This window comes from Pseudomonas sp. GM41(2012) (assembly GCF_000282315.2).
Taxonomy (GTDB): Bacteria; Pseudomonadota; Gammaproteobacteria; order Pseudomonadales; family Pseudomonadaceae; genus Aquipseudomonas.
Genome location: NZ_AKJN02000011.1, coordinates 130217 through 147349, shown reverse-complemented (window position 1 = coordinate 147349; position 17133 = coordinate 130217). Strand labels below are relative to the sequence as shown.

Here is a 17133-nt window from a genome sequence, read left to right as displayed (position 1 = left end):
GATCGTCGATACAGTCGATTGCCGGATAAGGGTACCCACCACTACAATGCGAACAATTCTTGTTCTCTAACGTATCCGAATGCGCTCGGAGTGGTCCCGTTGCAGCCAGCCAATACCGTCGAAGTCCTCTATCACGCCCATCACAACTGGCTCACCGGTTGGTTGCGGCGCAAGCTCGGCTGCCCGGACAGCGCCGCGGACCTGGCCCAGGACACCTTCATGCGGGTGCTGACTGCACGGGAAACACCGCAGATCATCGAACCGCGAGCGTTCCTGACGACGATCGCCAAGCGCGTGCTGTTCAACCATTACCGCCGCCAGGATCTGGAGCGTGCCTACCTCGATGCGCTGGCGCAGATGCCAGAAGTCGTGGCGCCATCAGAGGAAGAACGAGCAATCATCCTGCAAACCCTGATGGAGTTGGACCAGTTGCTCGATGGCCTGCCGCGCCTGGTCAAGCGCGCGTTTCTGCTGGCGCAGGTCGATGGCCTGACTTATCCACAGATCGCCGCCGAGTTGGGAATTTCCATCGCCACGGTCAAACGTCACCTGAACAAAGCGGCCATGCGCTGCTACTTCGCCCTATGAACAACTCAATGAACACCCCACCGGACTTTTCATCCCAAGTCGCCGAACAGGCGGTGCATTGGTTGATGGAAATGCAGCAAGGGCCATTGACCCCACGCCAGCAACTCGCCTGGCAGCGATGGCACGATGCGCACAGTGAACATCAACGGGCCTGGGAACATATCCAGAGGGTCAACCAACGCTTGCGCGGTTTGACCTCGCCGCTGGCTCACGCCGCCCTCAACTCGCCGAAATCCGCCAGCCGTCGTCAGGCGCTGAAACTGCTGCTGATTCTCGGTGCCGGTTGCGCAGTCACGTGGGGAATGCGCGAGCACAACCCACTGACCCCGTTACTGGCCGATTACCGCAGCCCAGTCGGCCAGCGACGCAAGGTGCCGCTCGGTGATGGCAATCAGTTACAGCTCAATACCGCCAGCTCCGTGGATGTGCACGTTGAAGGTCAGCAACGGCTGATCCGTTTGCTCGAAGGCGAGATGTTACTCATTGCCGCCCAAGCGTTTCAGGTTCGTACCGCCCAAGGCCTGTTGAAGACGCAAGGCGCGCGTATGAACGTGCGGCAGTTTGCCGATCACACCCAGGTTGCGGTGTTCGAAGGCAGCGTTGAACTGATGCCCGACGGTGGTTCACCGCTGATGTTGCAAAGCGCCCGACAGTTGAGCTTTGGCGCAAAAGGCATCGGAAGTGCTCTGCCCCTGGACGCCAACAGCGGCGCCTGGGTCGACGGCATGCTGGTGGCCGCGCACATGCGCCTCGGAGATTTCCTTGACGAACTCGGTCGCTATCGCCGCGGGCAACTCCATTGCGATGCGAAGGTCGCGGATTTGCTGATCTCCGGGACGTACCCAGTGGATGACAGCGAACGGATTCTTGACCTGCTGGAAATCAGTTTGCCGGTGAAAGTGAAGCGCTTTACCCGGTATTGGGTGACGGTTGAGGCGAAGGTTTAAACGCCTAAAAAAATAAATGAGCCGTTTTTCAGATCTGGCGTGACAGAGAAGGAAAGCCACCTTGATTCCACCTTCTCAGGATCGTCGTCCATGCACTCCACCCGCCTCACCCCGCTGGCCCGCACTTTGCGCCAACTCTTGCTGGGCGCCAGCCTGAGTTTCGGCGCTGTAACGCTGGCACACGCCGCTGACGCCAAGCCGTATCACATCGCGCCGTCCTCACTGGAAAACGCCCTCAACCAGTTCGGCCGTGAAGCCGGTGTGCTGATTTCCTTTGGCTCGCAAGTTACCAGCGGCGTGCAGAGTCGCGGTCTGGAAGGCAACTACACCCCCGAGCAAGGTTTGAACGCCTTGCTCGAAGGCACCGGCCTGCAAGCCCGCGCCGAAGGTGACAATGCCTTCAGCCTGCAACCGGTGGGCGATACGGCCTTGGAACTGGACACCTCCAAAGTCGTCGGCGACTGGCTCGGCGATGCGGCGCAAATCAACGTATTCGAGCATCCGGGGGCGCGGGACGTGATCCGCCGCGAAGAGTTCGAACGCCAGGGCGCGACTCAGGCCAAGGACGTGCTCAACCGCATCCCCGGGGTGAATGCGCCGGACAACAACGGCACCGGCAGTCATGACATGGCGCTGAACTTTGGCATTCGCGGGCTCAATCCGCGGCTGGCCTCGCGCTCGACGGTATTGATGGATGGCATTCCGGTGCCCTTCGCACCTTATGGTCAGCCGCAGTTGTCGTTTGCACCGATCAGCATGGGCAACATGGACGCGGTCGACGTGGTTCGCGGCGGCGGTGCCGTGCGTTACGGGCCGCAGAACGTCGGCGGCGTGGTCAACTTCGTGACCCGGGCGATTCCCGATGAGCCGACGGTCAAGGGTGGTTTTCAGACCGAAACCAGCCCTTCCTCCAGCCACGACGGGTTCAAGACCACTGGCAACCTGCTGGCCGGCGGCACTGCCGAGAACGGTCTGGGCGGTGCGCTGCTGTATTCCGGCACGCGCGGTGGCGACTGGCGAGAACACAGCGATACCGAAATCGACGACCTGATCCTCAAGGGTAAATACCAGCTCGACGACGCCAACAGCTTCAACGCGATGGCCCAGTATTACGAAGGCAAGGCCGACATGCCCGGCGGCCTGAACGTCGCCGATTATGATGCCAATCCGTACCAGTCGACGCGTCCGAAAGACCAGTTCTGGGGTCGTCGGACGATGTTCAACGTTGGCTATCGCTATCAGGAAGATCGCCGGGAATTCACCGCCAACACTTTCTTCACCAAGACGTTGCGCAGCGGCTATCTGGATCAGGGCTCGTTCCTCTCGCTGTCGCCACGCGAGTATTGGGTGCGCGGTCTGGAAACCCGTTTCGCCCAGGGCTTCGATGTCGGCCCGACCAGCCATGAAGTCGGCGTCGGCTATCGCTACATCAACGAAGCCGGCCATGAATTGCGCTATCGCACGCCGACCGCCAGCAACGAATACCCGACCACCAACAGCCGCAACGACCGCGACACCCGTGGCGGCACCGAGGCCAATGCGTTCTTCGTCGACGACCGGATCGACATCGGCAAGTGGACGTTCACCCCGGGCATCCGCTACGAGATGATTGAATCGCAGCAAACCAACAACCTGACGAACGTGAAGTACAAGGGCGACTACAACACGGCGCTGCCGGCGTTGAACGTGCTTTATCACGTGACTGACACCTGGAACCTCTACGCCAATACCGAAGGCTCGTTCGGTAGCGTGCAATACAGCCAGATGCCTAATCGGGTGACCAGTGGCGAAGTCAAACCGGAGAAGGCGCGTACCTGGGAACTGGGCACCCGTTATGACAACGGTGCGCTGCGGGCAGAGATCGGTGCGTTCCTGATCAACTTCGACAACCAGTACGAAAGCAACCAGACCAACGACTCGGTGATCGCCCGTGGCGAAACTCGCCATCAAGGTATCGAAACCAGCGTCAACTATGCCCTCGATGATTTGAGCCCTTCGCTGGCTGGTTTCGATGTCTACGCCACTTACGCCTATGTGGACGCGACCATCCGCGAAGATGGACCGAACAAGGGCAATCGCGTGCCGTTCTCCTCGAAACACAAAGGCACGATTGGCGTGGGTTATACCGAAGGCGCATGGAAGCTGAACCTGGACAGCAGCTATCAGAGCGACCAATTTGCCGACAACGCCAACACCTCGGCTGAAAGTGCGGATGGCAGCACCGGCAAGATTCCTGGGTACATGCTGTTCAGCAGCCGCGCGGCGTATGACTTCGGGCCGAAGTTATCGGACTTGAATGTGGCGGTGGGGGTGAAGAACATCTTCAACCATCAGTACTTTACCCGCTCGTTTGATGACAACAACAAGGGCAAGTATGTGGGGGAGCCAAGGACGGTTTATGTGCAGACGTCGGTAGCGTTCTGACTCAATGAGTTCCAGAGCTAGACACCATTGTGGTGAGGGGGCTTGCCCCCGTTCGGCTGCGAAGCAGTCGCCAATCCTGCCTAGATAGTATGTCAGGAAGAATGCAGAGGGCCGCTTCGCAGCCCAACGGGGATAAATCCCCTCGCCACAGGTAATCATGGAGCCAGGGATTGGGTGAATCCACAAACAAAAACGGGCCTGCATAAGCAGACCCGTTTGTCAGTGGTGGAAGGTAAAAACCTAATCAGATATCAGCCGTTTTGCGCAGCCTGTTCGTTCTCGAGAAACTCGTCTTCCAGCAGCGCATCGGCTGCGACTCTCTCGAACGGCACCACAGCGGCACGTGGTTTGCCCCGCAGTTTGCCGAACAGGTGCTCAAGTGCATGTTCAAGTTTTTCGGCCGCGCCGTCGATCGCCAGTTCCAGGTTTGCGGCTTTATGGGTGACAGAAATCGGTTGGTGGCCTTTTGGCCGCGCTTCCAGCTGACAGCGCATGTCATGGGGACCGGGCTTGTCGCCGTTCTCGTCCCGCAGATGAACCTCGACGCGTGTCAGGTCCTCTTCATAACGTTCGAGCGTGCTCTCAATGGTAGTACGTACCCACTCCTCCAGTCGGATGCTGCTTTGAATATGGTTATCGCTGTTGACTTGGATTTGCATAGTTCATCCCTTATTTCAGCTAGCTCGCGAGAGGCCCTTCGGCTGGCCCTTGGGCGTCATCACCGCGACCTCTTGCTTACACAATCGGTCTGCTCGCAGAACAATTCAACCCCTAAAAAAAGATAAATTTTGATTCGCAAAAAAAGCCGGACAAGGAGCAAAAGCGCTGTTAAGGTCGGGAGTTGGATCGCCGGACTCTTTTGTCACAATTACTCACATCTGCCGCTCCGCCAGCGGATGCAGGCTTCGAAATATCCCCGCCTCTTCCACCAGCCAGTCATGCACCGCACGCACGCCCGGATGGCTCAGCGCCCCAGGCGCATAGAGCAGCACGTAACGCTTGTGATTGGGTACCGCCAGGCCAAACGGCACGATCAACGTCCCCCGCTCCAACTCGTCATTGAGCAAGGTTCGCCGAGCAATCGCCACGCCCATCCCGGCAATCGCCGCTTCGATGGTCAGGTGATTGCGATTGAAGGTGTGCCCGCGCCGCACGTCCGCACCTTCGAAGCCGATGGCGTTCAGGTAAAACTCCCATTCCGCGTACTCGTAACTGCCGCGCCAGGCGGTAATGTCGTGCAGCAACGGGAAATGCATCAGGTCCGCCGGGCCATGCAGCGGCGGCCGGCCGCGCAGCAGGCTTGGGGCACAGACCGGGAAGATCTGTTCGTCGAGCAAGGTTGTGGATAACAACCCGGGATAGCTGCCGTCATTCAGGTCGATGGCCAAATCGAAGTCGCCTTCGTGCAATGGCACGCTGCTGTCCTCGGCCACCAGGCGTAATTGAATGTCCGGAAAGCGCTGCTGCAAACGAGGCAGACGGGGGGTCAACCACTTGCTCAGGAACGATGGAATCGAACGCACCCGCAAAATCCCACTGATCATCCCGGCGTCCAGTCGTCGCAATTCCGCATCGATGCTGCCGTAAGCCTCGTTGACCGTGATGGCCAGTCGCTGGCCCTCGGCGCTCAGTTCCACGCCCCGAGCGCGACGATGAAACAGGCGAAAACCCAGCCGCTCTTCCAGCTGTCGGATTTGCTGACTGACCGCACCCGGCGTGATGTGCAGTTCTTCGGCGCAACGGGTGAACGACAAGTGCCGCGCGGCACAGGAAAACACGTGCAGCCAGACGTAAGTCTGGGCGTGCAATTGGCGACTCATTGTTTAGTCCTGCTAAAGGCTGTCTTAGAAAGTTTCGTTGGTCACGTAGGACCGAGGTAGGCAGTATCGCCGACATTGCGCTTGTCCTACAAAAATGGCAGCGATTTCTCTTCCATTGCTTGTATAGGCTTTAGCATGGCTATCAGTGTTTTCGATCTCTTCAAAGTCGGCATCGGTCCGTCCAGTTCCCATACCGTCGGCCCGATGCGCGCCGCCGCGACCTTCGCCCAAGCCCTGATTGACCAACATTTGCTGGCCGACGTACGGCGCGTAGAAATCCGGCTTTATGGCTCGCTGTCGGCGACCGGCGTCGGTCACGCCACCGACCGTGCCTGCGTCATGGGCCTGATGGGCGAGTGGCCGGACAGCATCGATCCCACGTCTATCGACAGCCGTATCCAGACCCTGCGCGAAACCGGCGAACTGTCTCTGGCAGGCAAAACCACCATCGCCTTCAACTGGCAACGCGACCTCCTGCTGCTCGACGAGAGCCTGCCCTACCACCCCAATGCAATGTCGCTGACAGCCTTCGGCGAAACTGGTGAGCTATCGGAGCAAACGTACTACTCGATCGGTGGCGGTTTCATCATCGAAGCGGCCGAAGCCGAGTCCGGCATCGCGCCCACCAGCGACGTGGTGCTGCCGTACGATTTTTCCAGCGCCGCCGAACTGCTCAAGCTCTGCAACCTGCACGGTCTGCGCGTTTCCGAATTGATGATGGCCAACGAATTGGCCTGGCGCAGCGAAACCGAAATCCGTCAGGGCCTGCTGCACATTTGGTCGGTGATGCGCGAATGCGTCGAGCAAGGGCTGCGCCATGAAGGCATCCTGCCCGGCGGTCTGAATGTTCCCCGTCGCGCGGCGAAATTGCACCGCAGCCTGTTGGAAATCGGCAAGCCGAATGTCATCACCTCCACGCTATCGGCCATGGAGTGGGTGAACCTGTTTGCCCTCGCCGTGAACGAGGAAAACGCAGCGGGTGGGCGCATGGTCACGGCGCCGACCAACGGCGCGGCGGGGATCATTCCGGCGGTGCTGCATTACTACATGAAATTCAACCCGGACGCGTCGGACGATGACGTGGTGGCGTTCTTCTTGGGCGCTGCGGCCGTAGGAATCCTCTGCAAGAAAAACGCGTCTATCTCCGGCGCCGAAGTTGGCTGCCAGGGCGAAGTCGGCTCCGCCTGCGCCATGGCCGCCGCCGGGCTGGCGGACGTGCTTGGCGCCACGCCCGAGCAACTGGAAAACGCCGCCGAAATCGGCCTGGAACACAACCTCGGCCTGACCTGCGACCCGGTCGGCGGCCTGGTGCAAGTGCCGTGCATCGAGCGCAACGCCATCGCCGCCGTGAAGGCGATCAACGCTACGCAAATGGCCCTGCGCGGCGACGGCAAACACTTCATTTCCCTGGACCGGGTCATCCGCACCATGCGCGACACCGGCGCCGACATGCACGACAAATACAAAGAGACTTCACGGGGCGGCCTGGCTGTTAGCTGGGTGGAGTGCTGAGGAGCATTCCCGACGCCTGTAACACGTGAGCCCGAGCAAGAACAATAACGAGGCCAAACGATGACCGATGTACGTACACCTGCTGCCGATAATCCTGCTGTAGACCTGACACGCATTAGCGAAACAACCCACAAGGGCTGGAGTAAACACGACACCACCTGGATGCTTGGCCTTTATGGCACCGCCATCGGCGCCGGCACGCTGTTCCTGCCGATCAACGCCGGCGTAGGCGGTTTCTGGCCGTTGCTGATCCTGGCAGTGCTGGCTTTTCCGATGACCTTTTTCGCCCACCGCGGCCTGACCCGCTTCGTGCTGTCCGGGCGTTCCGGGGACATCACCGAAGTGGTGGAAGAACACTTCGGCATCGGTGCCGGCAAGCTGATCACGCTGCTGTATTTCTTTGCGATCTTCCCGATTCTGCTGGTGTACAGCGTGGCGCTGACCAATACCTTGAGCAGCTTCATGGAGCATCAGTTGCACATCGCCCCGCCACCACGGGCGATTCTGTCGCTGGCGCTGATCCTCGGCCTGATGGCCATCGTCCGTTGCGGTCAGGGCGTCATCGTCAAATGCATGAGCGTGCTGGTTTATCCGTTCGTTGCGGCGTTGCTGCTGCTCGGTTTGAGCCTGATCCCGAACTGGAACGGCGCGTTCTTCGCCACCGCCAGTGAAGGCATGCCGATGCCGCTGTTCTTCAAGACCTTGTGGCTGGCGATTCCGGTGATGGTGTTTTCGTTCAACCATTCGCCGATCATCTCCGCCTTCTCCGTCGATCAGAAACAGCGTTACGGCGACCAGGCCGAACGCAAAAGCAGCGGCATCCTCGCCATCGCCCACGCGATGATGGTGGTGACGGTGATGTTCTTCTGCTTCAGCTGCGTGCTGGCCTTGTCACCGGCGGATTTGGCAGCTGCCAAGGCGCAGAACATCTCGATCCTGTCGTACCTGGCCAACCACTTCCAGACGCCGGTCATCGCTTACGCCGCGCCGCTGATTGCGCTGGTGGCGATCACCAAGTCCTTCCTCGGCCATTACATCGGCGCCAGTGAAGGCTTTCAGGGCCTGATCGTGAAAAGCCTGCGCGGCCGTGGCCGGGTGATGTCAACGAGCTGGCTGAACCGCGTGACCGCGTTGTTCATGATCCTCAGTTGCTGGGCCGTGGCGACCTTCAACCCGAGCATCCTCGGCATGATCGAAACCCTCGGCGGGCCGATCATCGCGTGCCTGTTGTTCCTGATGCCGATGTACGCCATCCGTCGAGTGCCAGCCTTGCGCCAGTATTCGGGGCAGGCCTCGAACGTGTTCGTGGTGCTGATCGGTTTGATTGCACTGTCTGCGATCATCTACTCATTCATGCCCTGAAACGGGCAGGCAAAAAGAAGGCGGGCTGTAGTGCCCGCCTCTTTTTTGCCGTGTCTATTGTTCGACAATTTTTCCGGCATGCCCCTTGCTTTGACCCTCCAGAGGCAAAAGGACTTTTGAAAACCTCAGCGAGCGACGTGCCGGTGGTCTGGTGTTGCGAACTAATCCCGATCACGGCGGGTCAACAACTGCACGTTCAATCAGGCGGTAACGCATCATGGACAACCCTTTTCAGCTCATTACCGATGCTTTTGCAGCGGATTATCAGATCAACCTGAGCATTCAGGGTCTGGATGGCAGCATCATGCTGACCCTGTCGAACAGCGGTCATGTGGTCGCCAAACGGATGATCAGCGCCGAACAACGCAATGACCCCCAGCGCCTCAAACGCCTGGTGCAAAGCATTCAGTTCGGCATTGCTATCGAACAGGGCCATAGCGCCGTGGCCATCCTCGAAGCCATGACCGACGGCGACAATCACAACCTGCCGCCGCCACGCGTCAAGGGCCACAGCCGGCCAGCCATGCGGCTTTAAAGCTCGCCCTTCTCGACTTCGGGATGCTCACCGGAACCCGCACCGATCTTGCGTTGCGGGTGTTCGATCTTCACCGAAGGGAATTGCGACGAAGCGTAACGCACCACCAGAATCGAGAACGCCAGCAGCAGAATCCCGCCGCACAGGTAGATGATGCCGATATCCGGCGGGTTGTGGTGCGAGACGTTGGAGATCAGCAGTCGCGTCAGCGCGGTGATCGCCACGTAGATCAGGAAACGCACCGGCATGTGGTTGGTCTTGAAGTAAATCCCGACCATCGCCCCCAGTTCCAGGTAGATGAACAGCAGCAAGATGTCATCGATCTTGATGTGCCCCGCCTCGATCATCTGCAAAAACTCCATCACCGCCGCCCACGCGGTGACTGCACCGATGGCGAACAGCGCCAGGTAGTGGAAGGTCTCGACGAACAGGTTGCCCAGGGACTCGGCCAGTTGATGCACGTTCTGCCGCAGGTTCTCGGCCCAGTTGATTTTCACGATGATTCTTCCTTAGCTCGGTTCGAGCGGATGATGCGGGTTTGACGTGACGTTTGTTCTGCATGCAGAAAAAAGGCCAGGGGCTGTTGGGTGAGATGGCGATGGGCTGCTACTGGACACTTTTGTGCTGGATTCGAGGGCCTCATCGCGAGCAAGCTCGGCTCCCACAGGTTTTGCGCAGACCACCTGAATTCGGTCTACATTAAAAAGCCACTACCCAAAGCGCAGGGATTCGCTTATCCTTTTCGCTGTATATAAATACAGTGGTCGAACAGACAATTTAATGTGAAGGCATGTGAGGTGGTGAATGGCCGTCGAAGTGGTATACCGCAGCAGCCGAGATCTGGAGCGCTTGTTCATGGATAAAGCCGAAGCTGACCGTCATGACAAAATGCTCGAACTGGCCGAGTTGCTGGCCGAAGTGTTGCAAAAAGCCGTTCCGTCCCTGACCGAACAGCAAGTGGAAGAAGCCGGGATCTACATGGCGAAGAACCGCGATGTGTTCGCCAAGGCGTTCAAGAGTCAGCCGGATGCTCTGTCCGAACTGCTGAACGCGCCTGCTGAAGTCGTTGAAAAGGCTGCCCCCGTTGAGGCGCCTGCACCTGTTGAAGTCGCTGAGCCGACCAAGCCAGCTAAAGCGCCCAAGGCTGCCAAGTAAGCAACGCCCGAATTGAATAGGCCCTGAGTCAAATGACTCAGGGCCTTTTTCATGCCTGCGAAAAGTCAGGCTTCGGGTTGTTCCAGCGAAAGCGGCTGGCTAATACGCCTATACATTGCTTTCACGTCAATTCACGTTCTCTGCATTAGCCTCTCAAATCCCTGTCGGCAAGAGGGCGGATTATTTTTTGGGGAGAGATGCGATCATTTGATCAAAGGCCGTTACCGAGTATCTTTCATCAAGGTTTTCTACGGTGGGCATTTTTGAAGGGAACCCGAATCGCACTCTGCCGGGAAGCGTTTCATTCATAGCTGAGTACCAGGTCAGCAGAGCTTGCTGGAGGCGCACGTGTAGCTCGAATCTACTCCGTCGGCGGGCGGTGTCTGCTTTGGCTCGTTCGCGCGCGAGCTGAGGATCTATGCGGCCAACAATGTAACAGTCAGCAAAGCCAATACGTCCTTGTGCGATCGTTTCTCTTGTAGCGTCCAACTCTGTTCGCCAGTCGTGTTCGCTCGCCTCGCCGATCTGCCAAAGACTCCAAATGTAGTGGAGCTTGAGAGGGTCACTGTCACACAAAGCCCACGAAGAAATGTCTTCCATGGCCAGCGCCGTTTGCCAGCGATCCACGTTTCGCTCTGCCCAAAAAGTTGCCGCTCCGACCGGATCCTTTATCCGATCTGGCTCGTTTTCAAAACGGCCGTTTTCAGGAATGACATGTTGCCCTCCATGCTTATCGCACCAAGTGGTTTTCCCACTGGCGCTGATACCCTCAACAACCAATATCATCGTTATGACTACTCCGTTAATTGCGCCATGATCTCACTTGCTCGCTGTGTCGGCAGCCGCATCAGCACATTTTTAAGATAGGCATTCGGGCCATACCCATTCATGCGCGCCGACTGGATCAGGCTCATGATCGCCGCCGCCCATTTTCCGCTGCATAACGACCCGGCAAACAATCAGTTCGAGCGCGCAAGTGCCCACGGTCGGACTCAGCTGTTCCGGAGTCATCTGGTCGTGAGGACGTCATGCCTCTGATTGTGCCAGACGGGCGATCAGCGGCGATAAACCGATGGGCTACCGGAAGGTGTCAAAGCACTGTGATCGAGCCGAGCGCACCGCCTCGCTGCCTTGGACAGCCCCAGCACAAAGCCTGAAGCTGCTCGCTAGCCACTATGACTTCCGGGGCATGCCGAATGCTGCTGGCTGACCCCGGTGGAGCGGCATCCACTTGCGAATGACGTTGGCATTGATGCCGTGGCTGATGGCAACGCTGGAGATGGTTGCTGCGGGTTGCAGGCAATCCTGAACAACCTGGGCCTTGAACGATTTGGGATAAGAGCTTCGTAGGCGCATGAAAACCCTGGCGATAAGGGTGATCGCGCCCGCTTAAAATACGCGGACACCATCGTCCTTAAAGCTGGAGTTCGGAGGGTGATTTGGCCGGATGCTAACGTTCCAGCGCCTCGACCAGCGCCTTGAAGAAGCGCGCCGCCTCGCCCCCCGTGACCACACGATGATCGAAAGTCAGGGACAGCGGCAAAACCGGATGCACCACCACCGCGCCATCGACCGCGACCGGTTCGTCACGGATCGCGCCAGCGGCGAGGATCGCCACTTGCGGCGGCACCACCACCGGGTTGGCGTAGCGACCGAACAAAGTGCCGAAATTCGACAGCGTCAGGGTTGCACCCATCATTTCCTTGGGCGGAATCGATCGAGCCTGCACGTCGGCCCTTAATCGCATGACGCCTTCCTTCAAGTCAGCCGGAGTGCGGTGACCGACATCGCGCAGCACTGGTACAAACAGGCCGTCCGGGGTGTCCACGGCGATGCCCAGGTCGAGCCGTTCGTGTTGCTTGAGCGACAGGCTTTTGCCGTCGAAGGCGCTGTTGAGCACCGGTTCCACGGCGCACGCGGCCGCCATCGCTTTGGCGAGACGAATCAGCGGTTCGCGGGCCTGACCCCAGCGATGCAGGTCGGCGTCACCGAAAATTGTCACGGGTACGACTTCCGCATGGGACCGCGCCATGTTCAGCGCCATGCTGCGCCGTACACCGCGCAACCGTTCACCGCCGAAGCGATCCAGTTCAGTTTGAGCCGCGTTTTCCACATCCGTGCGGGTGATCAGCCCTTCGTGGCCTGAGCCCGTCAACCCGCTCAACTCCACGCCGAGTTGCCGGGCCAGTTGTCGCACGGCCGGCGTGGCGCGAGTCGCCAGATGCTCTCGGGTCGAGGGGGCCGCCCCGATGAAAAACGAGTCCTCCTGACTGCTGCCGCCACCTTCGAGTCGCCCCACTACGGTGCCCGCATCGGCTTCGCCTTCGTAGCCGAGCAAGGGTTCACCGACGTGAACAATGTCGCCCTCGCCGCCGTAAAGTTTTGCCACCACGCCGTCGTAGGGGGCGGGGATATCCACCAAGGCTTTCGCGGTTTCTACCGACACCAGCAGTTGATCGGCCTTGACGGTATCGCCGACCGCAACGTGCCAGCGGACGATTTCCGCCTCCTGCAAACCTTCGCCCAGATCCGGCAGTTTGAAGTATTTCATCGCAGCCTCCTTGGGTTCAGGTGAAGTGAAGAACGTTGTCGCAGGCCTGAAGAATGTCCTCGACGTTGGGCATGTACAGCGACTCCAGTCGATACAGCGGCGGCGGAATGTCCGGCGCCGTGACTCGCTGGATCGGTGCCTGCAATTCCAGCAACACCCGCTCATAGAGGCTCGCGGCGATTTCCGCACCGACGCCACAGGAGCGCGGCGCTTCATGAACGATCACGCAACGACCGGTCTTGCGCACCGAAGCTTCCATCGTGTCGAGGTCCAGCGGCTTGATACTCGCGACATCGATCACTTCCGCCGAGACGCCCCGCTCGGCCAATGCGGTGGCGGCTTGCAGGGTTTCCATCACACTGGCACCCCAACTGATCAGCGTGATGTCGCTGCCTTCGCGCAGGGTGAAACAGATGTCCAGTGGCAGGCGCTTGCCATCGTCCAACAGAGCTTGCGGGTTCATGCGATAGAGCCGGGTCGGTTCGAGGAACACCACCGGGTCCGGGTCATCGATGGCCGCCAGCAACAAGCCATAGGCCCGGGCCGGCGATGACGGAATCACCACCCGCAGCCCTGGAATGTGCGCGAACAATGCTTCAGTGCTTTCGCTGTGATGTTCCGGCGCACGAATCCCTGCGCCCATCGGTGTGCGCATCACCATCGGGCACGTGATCCGCCCGCGCGTGCGATTACGCATGCGGCTGGCGTGGGACACCAGGTGTTCCATGGCGGCGTAGATGAAACCCATGAACTGGATTTCCACCACCGGTTTCAGACCCTGAGCGGCCATGCCGACCACCAGTCCGCCGAGCATGGTTTCGGCCAGCGGCGAGTCGATGACTCGCTTGAAGCCAAAGCTGTCGCGCAACCCTTGGGTGGCGCGAAACACGCCGCCGTTCACCCCGACGTCTTCACCGAGGACGATGACGTTCTCGTCTTCGCTCATCGCCCTATGCAGCGCGAGGTTCACCGCTTCCAGCAACGTGACTTTGCCGTTACTCATGGCTCGAATCTCCCGCGCGACGCGCCGCCCGTTCGAGCAACTCTTCACGCTGCCCGGCGAGGGACGCCGGCCATTGGGCGTAGACGTGATCCATGATCGATTCGGGCGCCTGAGTACCCGCTGCCTCGAAGTTATCCACAGCGCGCTGCACCAAGCCCTGGCATTCGCTGATCAGCGCCTGTTCGCGGCCTTCGTCCCACACGCCCTGGTCGACCATGAAACGTTGCAGGCGTTTGACCGGCTCTTCGAGCCAGGCCTGCTTGACCTCGTCCGCCGACCGGTAGCGTGTGGCATCGTCAGCGGTGGTGTGGTCGCCGAGGCGGTAGCTCAGGCATTCCAGCAACACCGGGCCTTTACCGTGACGCGCCCTTTCGAGGGCCGCTTGTACTCGGTCGTAAACCGCGAGCATGTCATTGCCGTCGACCTGCTCACCGTGGAACCCGGCACCGATCGCTTTCTGTGCCAGGGTCGGGGCGCCGCACTGAATCCGTCGTGGCACCGAGATCGCCCATTGGTTGTTATTGACCACGAACACCACCGGCAACTGCCAGGCACCGGCGACGTTGAGGGCTTCGAGGAAATCGCCCTTGCTGGTGGCGCCGTCGCCGCAGGTGGTGACGGCGACCCGATGTTCGCCGCGGATTTTGAATGCACTGGCAACGCCGCAGGCATGCAGGGCCTGGGTGGCAATCGGCACACAGATCGGAAAGTCCTGGGCCGCCGCCGGTTCGGCAAAATCGCTGCCACGTTCGTCACCGCCCCAGTACAGGAGGATTTCTTCCATGCGCACCCCGCGCATCAACTGCACGGCGGTGTCACGGTAATACGGAATCAGCACGTCTTCAGCGTGCATCACGCTGCCGATGGCGACGCCAATGGCTTCCTGGCCCAACGTCGGCGCATAAGTGCCGATGCGCCCGGTGCGTTGCAGGGCGACGGCTTTCTGATCGAAAAGGCGGGTCAGGACCATCTGCCGATAAAGGCGCGTCAGCAAATTGAAATCGTCGGCCCAGGCAGGAAGTTCGCCGAGCAATTGGCCGTCAGGGGATAAAAATCGGGTGTAAGGCAGCTCAACCTTGTGAGGCATCACAGGGGCTCCTGGCACGCCGCGTCAGCGTGCATCAGTCAAGCCTGACGCTTGTGGCGCCAAGCCTTGGGAGCAAGTCTGCCGGATAGGCCCTCACTCCTTCATCGGTTCAAGCTCATCGATACAGCACTTTCTCCGCCAACTCGTCAGCCACTCGGGCCGGCGAGCGTTTTTCCGCTTGGGCATGGGCGAAGACTTCGGTCAGCCGGGAGCTGATTTTCGACAGGTGTGCGGTGATGGTCGATAGCTCTTCACCGCGGTGCTTGAGCGAAACATAGATCAGCCCGCCGGAGTTGATCACGTAATCCGGCGCATACAGAATGCCCCGCCGCTCCAGTTGATCGGCGACTTCCAGATGGGTCAGTTGGTTGTTCGCCGACCCCGCCACCGCCGCGCAGCGCAGTTGCGTCACGCTGTGGCTGTTGAGCACGCCACCGAGGCCGCAGGGCGCGAGAATGTCGCAAGGGGTGCTGAGCAGCGCCTCGTTGGCGATCGGGTGAGCGCCGAGTTGCTCCATGGCCAATTGCACTTTGCCGTGATCGATGTCGCTGACCAGCAGTTCGGCACCGGCGGCGTGCAGTTGTTCGGCGAGGGCATAGCCAACATTGCCGAGCCCTTGAATCGCCACTCGCAGGCCTTCGAGGTTATCGCTGCCCAGCCGGGCCATGGCGGTGGCACGAATGCCGGTGAACACGCCCATCGCCGCGTGCGGTGCAGGGTCGCCCGCGGCGGTGGTGCTGGTGACGTGCTGGGTCTGTTGGGCGATGCAATCCATGTCCGCCACCGAGGTACCACTGTCGATGGCGGTGATGTAGCGGCCGTCGAGCAGATTGATGCAACGCCCGAAGGCTTCGAATAGCGCGGCGCGGTTTTCCACATGGACCGGGCGAACAATCACCGCCACGCCGCCGCCCTGAGCCAGGCCGGCCAGCGCCGCCTTGTAACTCATGCCTTGGGCGAGGCGCACCGCATCCTCGACGGCGGACTCGTCGCTGGGATAGGCAAGGTAACGACACCCGCCCAGGGCAGGCCCCAGACGGCTGTTATGAATGGCAATGACCGCCTTCAACCCGGTGACCGAGTCGACGCTCAGATGCAGGGATTCAAGGCGAGTGCTTTGCATGAGAGCGAACATCGTAGGGCTCCCGAATCACTTCTTGTAGTCGCCAGTATAGGCTTGCGCCCGAAAATTGCAGAAGCGCACCGGAATAAGCGAGGCCGCCATGCAGACTTTCGGGCATAACCTGTAACCGCCTATGTTCGGCACTGGACGAATGCCGGAGACGGGGCTAAAACGAGGCATTGCCCGGAGATTTTGATGACCCCCCGCCAACGTTTTTTCGACTGCCTGCAACGTTCACCGCCCGCGCTGTTCGAGGCGGCGCTGTGGATTGCCGCCGAGCACGACAGTGAGGTCAATCCCGAGGCAGTGCTGCAAGATTTCAAAGACCTGCAACAACGGGTCAGTTGTGGCTTGCCGATGTTGCCGGTGAGCGAACTGGCCCAGCCGTTGTTACGGCGTATGAATGACCTGGGATTCGCTCAGGACGACTCCACGCCATTGCGTCCGCAAGTCGCGCTGGTCAATAAAGTGCTGGAACGCAGACGCGGGCAGCCGCTGAGTCTGGGATTGATTGCCCTGGAACTGGCCAGAGGTCTGGAAATCCCCATGGTTGGGGTCAACTTCCCCGGGCATTTCCTGCTGCGGGTACCGGGCGCCGATCACCTGCTCGACCCCTGCGGCGGGCGTCGGTTGTACCCCAACGATTGCCGGGAACTGCTGCAACGCCAGTACGGCCCGAACATGCAGCTCAGCGCCGAGCATTTGCTCACCGCCGAACCGGTGCAAATGCTGCAGCGGTTGTCGCGCAACCTGCGTCAGTTACACCTTTCTAACGATGACTACATCGGCGCTCTGATCGACGCCGAACGAGTGCTGGAACTGGGCAACGCCAGTGCCTCCGACTACCTGGCCCGGGCCAGCCTCTATCAACGGCTGGATTGCCCGAACGCCGAGCGATTTGACCTGGAGCATGCCCTGCTGCTCAGTGACGACCCGATTCAGCGGATTCGCCTGACTGAACGATTGGGGCATTTGCCGCCTAACTCCATCGTCCACTAACCACCGCCCCCTGTAGGAGCCAGGGGG

At 59.9% G+C, this 17133-nt stretch carries 16 protein-coding genes and 2 pseudogenes; 8 read left to right on the top strand and 10 right to left on the bottom strand.

Features of this window, described 5'->3' with window-relative positions; genetic code table 11:
* Window positions 1-99: 99 nt before the first annotated feature.
* From PMI27_RS02215 to fecA, 3 genes are all read left to right on the top strand, one after another.
* A complete protein-coding gene (locus PMI27_RS02215) occupies window positions 100-588 on the top strand; it encodes a sigma-70 family RNA polymerase sigma factor (protein WP_008150611.1) in 489 nt (162 codons plus the stop codon).
* 8 nt (window positions 589-596) lie between these two features.
* Window positions 597-1535, top strand: coding sequence for a FecR domain-containing protein (locus PMI27_RS02220; protein ID WP_033053643.1), 939 nt, complete (start codon window positions 597-599; stop codon window positions 1533-1535).
* A gap of 90 nt (window positions 1536-1625) precedes the next feature.
* Window positions 1626-3959 carry a TonB-dependent Fe(3+) dicitrate receptor FecA gene (gene fecA / locus PMI27_RS02225; protein ID WP_008150613.1) on the top strand — a complete coding sequence of 778 codons (2334 nt, stop codon included), beginning with the start codon at window positions 1626-1628 and terminating at the stop codon, window positions 3957-3959.
* Window positions 3960-4210: 251 nt separating this feature from the next.
* Here the strand turns inward: fecA and PMI27_RS02230 are convergent, their stop codons facing one another.
* Together PMI27_RS02230 and PMI27_RS02235 are read right to left on the bottom strand one after the other, a co-directional pair.
* Window positions 4211-4618, bottom strand: a complete 408-nt coding sequence (locus PMI27_RS02230) for an HPF/RaiA family ribosome-associated protein (protein WP_008150614.1) — start codon at window positions 4616-4618, stop codon at window positions 4211-4213.
* Between the two features lie 213 nt (window positions 4619-4831).
* Entirely contained in the window at window positions 4832-5779 is a 948-nt protein-coding gene (locus tag PMI27_RS02235) for a LysR substrate-binding domain-containing protein (protein ID WP_008150625.1), read from the bottom strand.
* Window positions 5780-5914: 135 nt separating this feature from the next.
* Between PMI27_RS02235 and PMI27_RS02240 the strand changes: the two genes are divergently transcribed.
* The 3 genes from PMI27_RS02240 (at window position 5915) to PMI27_RS02250 (ending at window position 9188) form a co-directional block, all read left to right on the top strand.
* Window positions 5915-7291, top strand: a complete 1377-nt coding sequence (locus PMI27_RS02240; RefSeq protein WP_008150628.1) for an L-serine ammonia-lyase — start codon at window positions 5915-5917, stop codon at window positions 7289-7291.
* A gap of 60 nt (window positions 7292-7351) precedes the next feature.
* Window positions 7352-8653, top strand: coding sequence for a serine/threonine transporter (locus tag PMI27_RS02245; RefSeq protein WP_008150631.1), 1302 nt, complete (start codon window positions 7352-7354; stop codon window positions 8651-8653).
* 217 nt (window positions 8654-8870) lie between these two features.
* Complete coding sequence (locus PMI27_RS02250) at window positions 8871-9188, top strand: DUF3509 domain-containing protein (RefSeq protein WP_008150633.1); 318 nt, start codon at window positions 8871-8873, stop codon at window positions 9186-9188.
* On the opposite strand, the gene PMI27_RS02255 is transcribed toward PMI27_RS02250, so the two are convergent.
* Entirely contained in the window at window positions 9185-9685 is a 501-nt protein-coding gene (locus PMI27_RS02255) for a phosphate-starvation-inducible protein PsiE (protein WP_008150634.1), read from the bottom strand. The two genes, PMI27_RS02250 and PMI27_RS02255, sit on opposite strands and share 4 nt — an antisense overlap.
* 307 nt (window positions 9686-9992) lie before the next feature.
* Here PMI27_RS02255 and PMI27_RS02260 point away from each other — a divergent pair.
* Window positions 9993-10247 (top strand): annotated as a pseudogene (locus PMI27_RS02260) (YebG family protein); the annotation flags it as partial.
* 276 nt (window positions 10248-10523) lie between these two features.
* Here PMI27_RS02260 and PMI27_RS02265 read toward each other — a convergent pair.
* From PMI27_RS02265 to PMI27_RS02285, 7 genes and pseudogenes are all read right to left on the bottom strand, one after another.
* Complete coding sequence (locus PMI27_RS02265) at window positions 10524-11129, bottom strand: hypothetical protein (protein ID WP_008150638.1); 606 nt, start codon at window positions 11127-11129, stop codon at window positions 10524-10526.
* Window positions 11130-11137: 8 nt separating this feature from the next.
* A pseudogene (locus PMI27_RS30845) lies at window positions 11138-11335 on the bottom strand (transposase domain-containing protein); the annotation flags it as partial.
* A 181-nt stretch (window positions 11336-11516) separates the two neighbouring features.
* Window positions 11517-11699 carry a transposase gene (locus tag PMI27_RS32585; protein ID WP_081757448.1) on the bottom strand — a complete coding sequence of 61 codons (183 nt, stop codon included), beginning with the start codon at window positions 11697-11699 and terminating at the stop codon, window positions 11517-11519.
* Between the two features lie 94 nt (window positions 11700-11793).
* Window positions 11794-12894 (bottom strand): dihydrolipoamide acetyltransferase family protein, encoded by a 1101-nt coding sequence (locus PMI27_RS02270; protein WP_008150641.1) that lies wholly within the window; start codon window positions 12892-12894, stop codon window positions 11794-11796.
* A gap of 16 nt (window positions 12895-12910) precedes the next feature.
* Complete coding sequence (locus PMI27_RS02275; RefSeq protein ID WP_008150643.1) at window positions 12911-13897, bottom strand: alpha-ketoacid dehydrogenase subunit beta; 987 nt, start codon at window positions 13895-13897, stop codon at window positions 12911-12913.
* The gene (gene pdhA, locus PMI27_RS02280) at window positions 13890-14984 is read right to left on the bottom strand and encodes a pyruvate dehydrogenase (acetyl-transferring) E1 component subunit alpha (protein WP_008150645.1); all 1095 of its coding nucleotides are present in this window, start codon (window positions 14982-14984) and stop codon (window positions 13890-13892) included. Before pdhA ends, PMI27_RS02275 begins: the two co-directional genes overlap by 8 nt.
* Window positions 14985-15099: 115 nt before the next feature.
* Entirely contained in the window at window positions 15100-16119 is a 1020-nt protein-coding gene (locus tag PMI27_RS02285; protein ID WP_008150648.1) for a Glu/Leu/Phe/Val dehydrogenase family protein, read from the bottom strand.
* A gap of 183 nt (window positions 16120-16302) precedes the next feature.
* Between PMI27_RS02285 and PMI27_RS02290 the strand changes: the two genes are divergently transcribed.
* Window positions 16303-17106 (top strand): SirB1 family protein, encoded by an 804-nt coding sequence (locus tag PMI27_RS02290; protein ID WP_008150649.1) that lies wholly within the window; start codon window positions 16303-16305, stop codon window positions 17104-17106.
* Window positions 17107-17133: the final 27 nt, after the last annotated feature.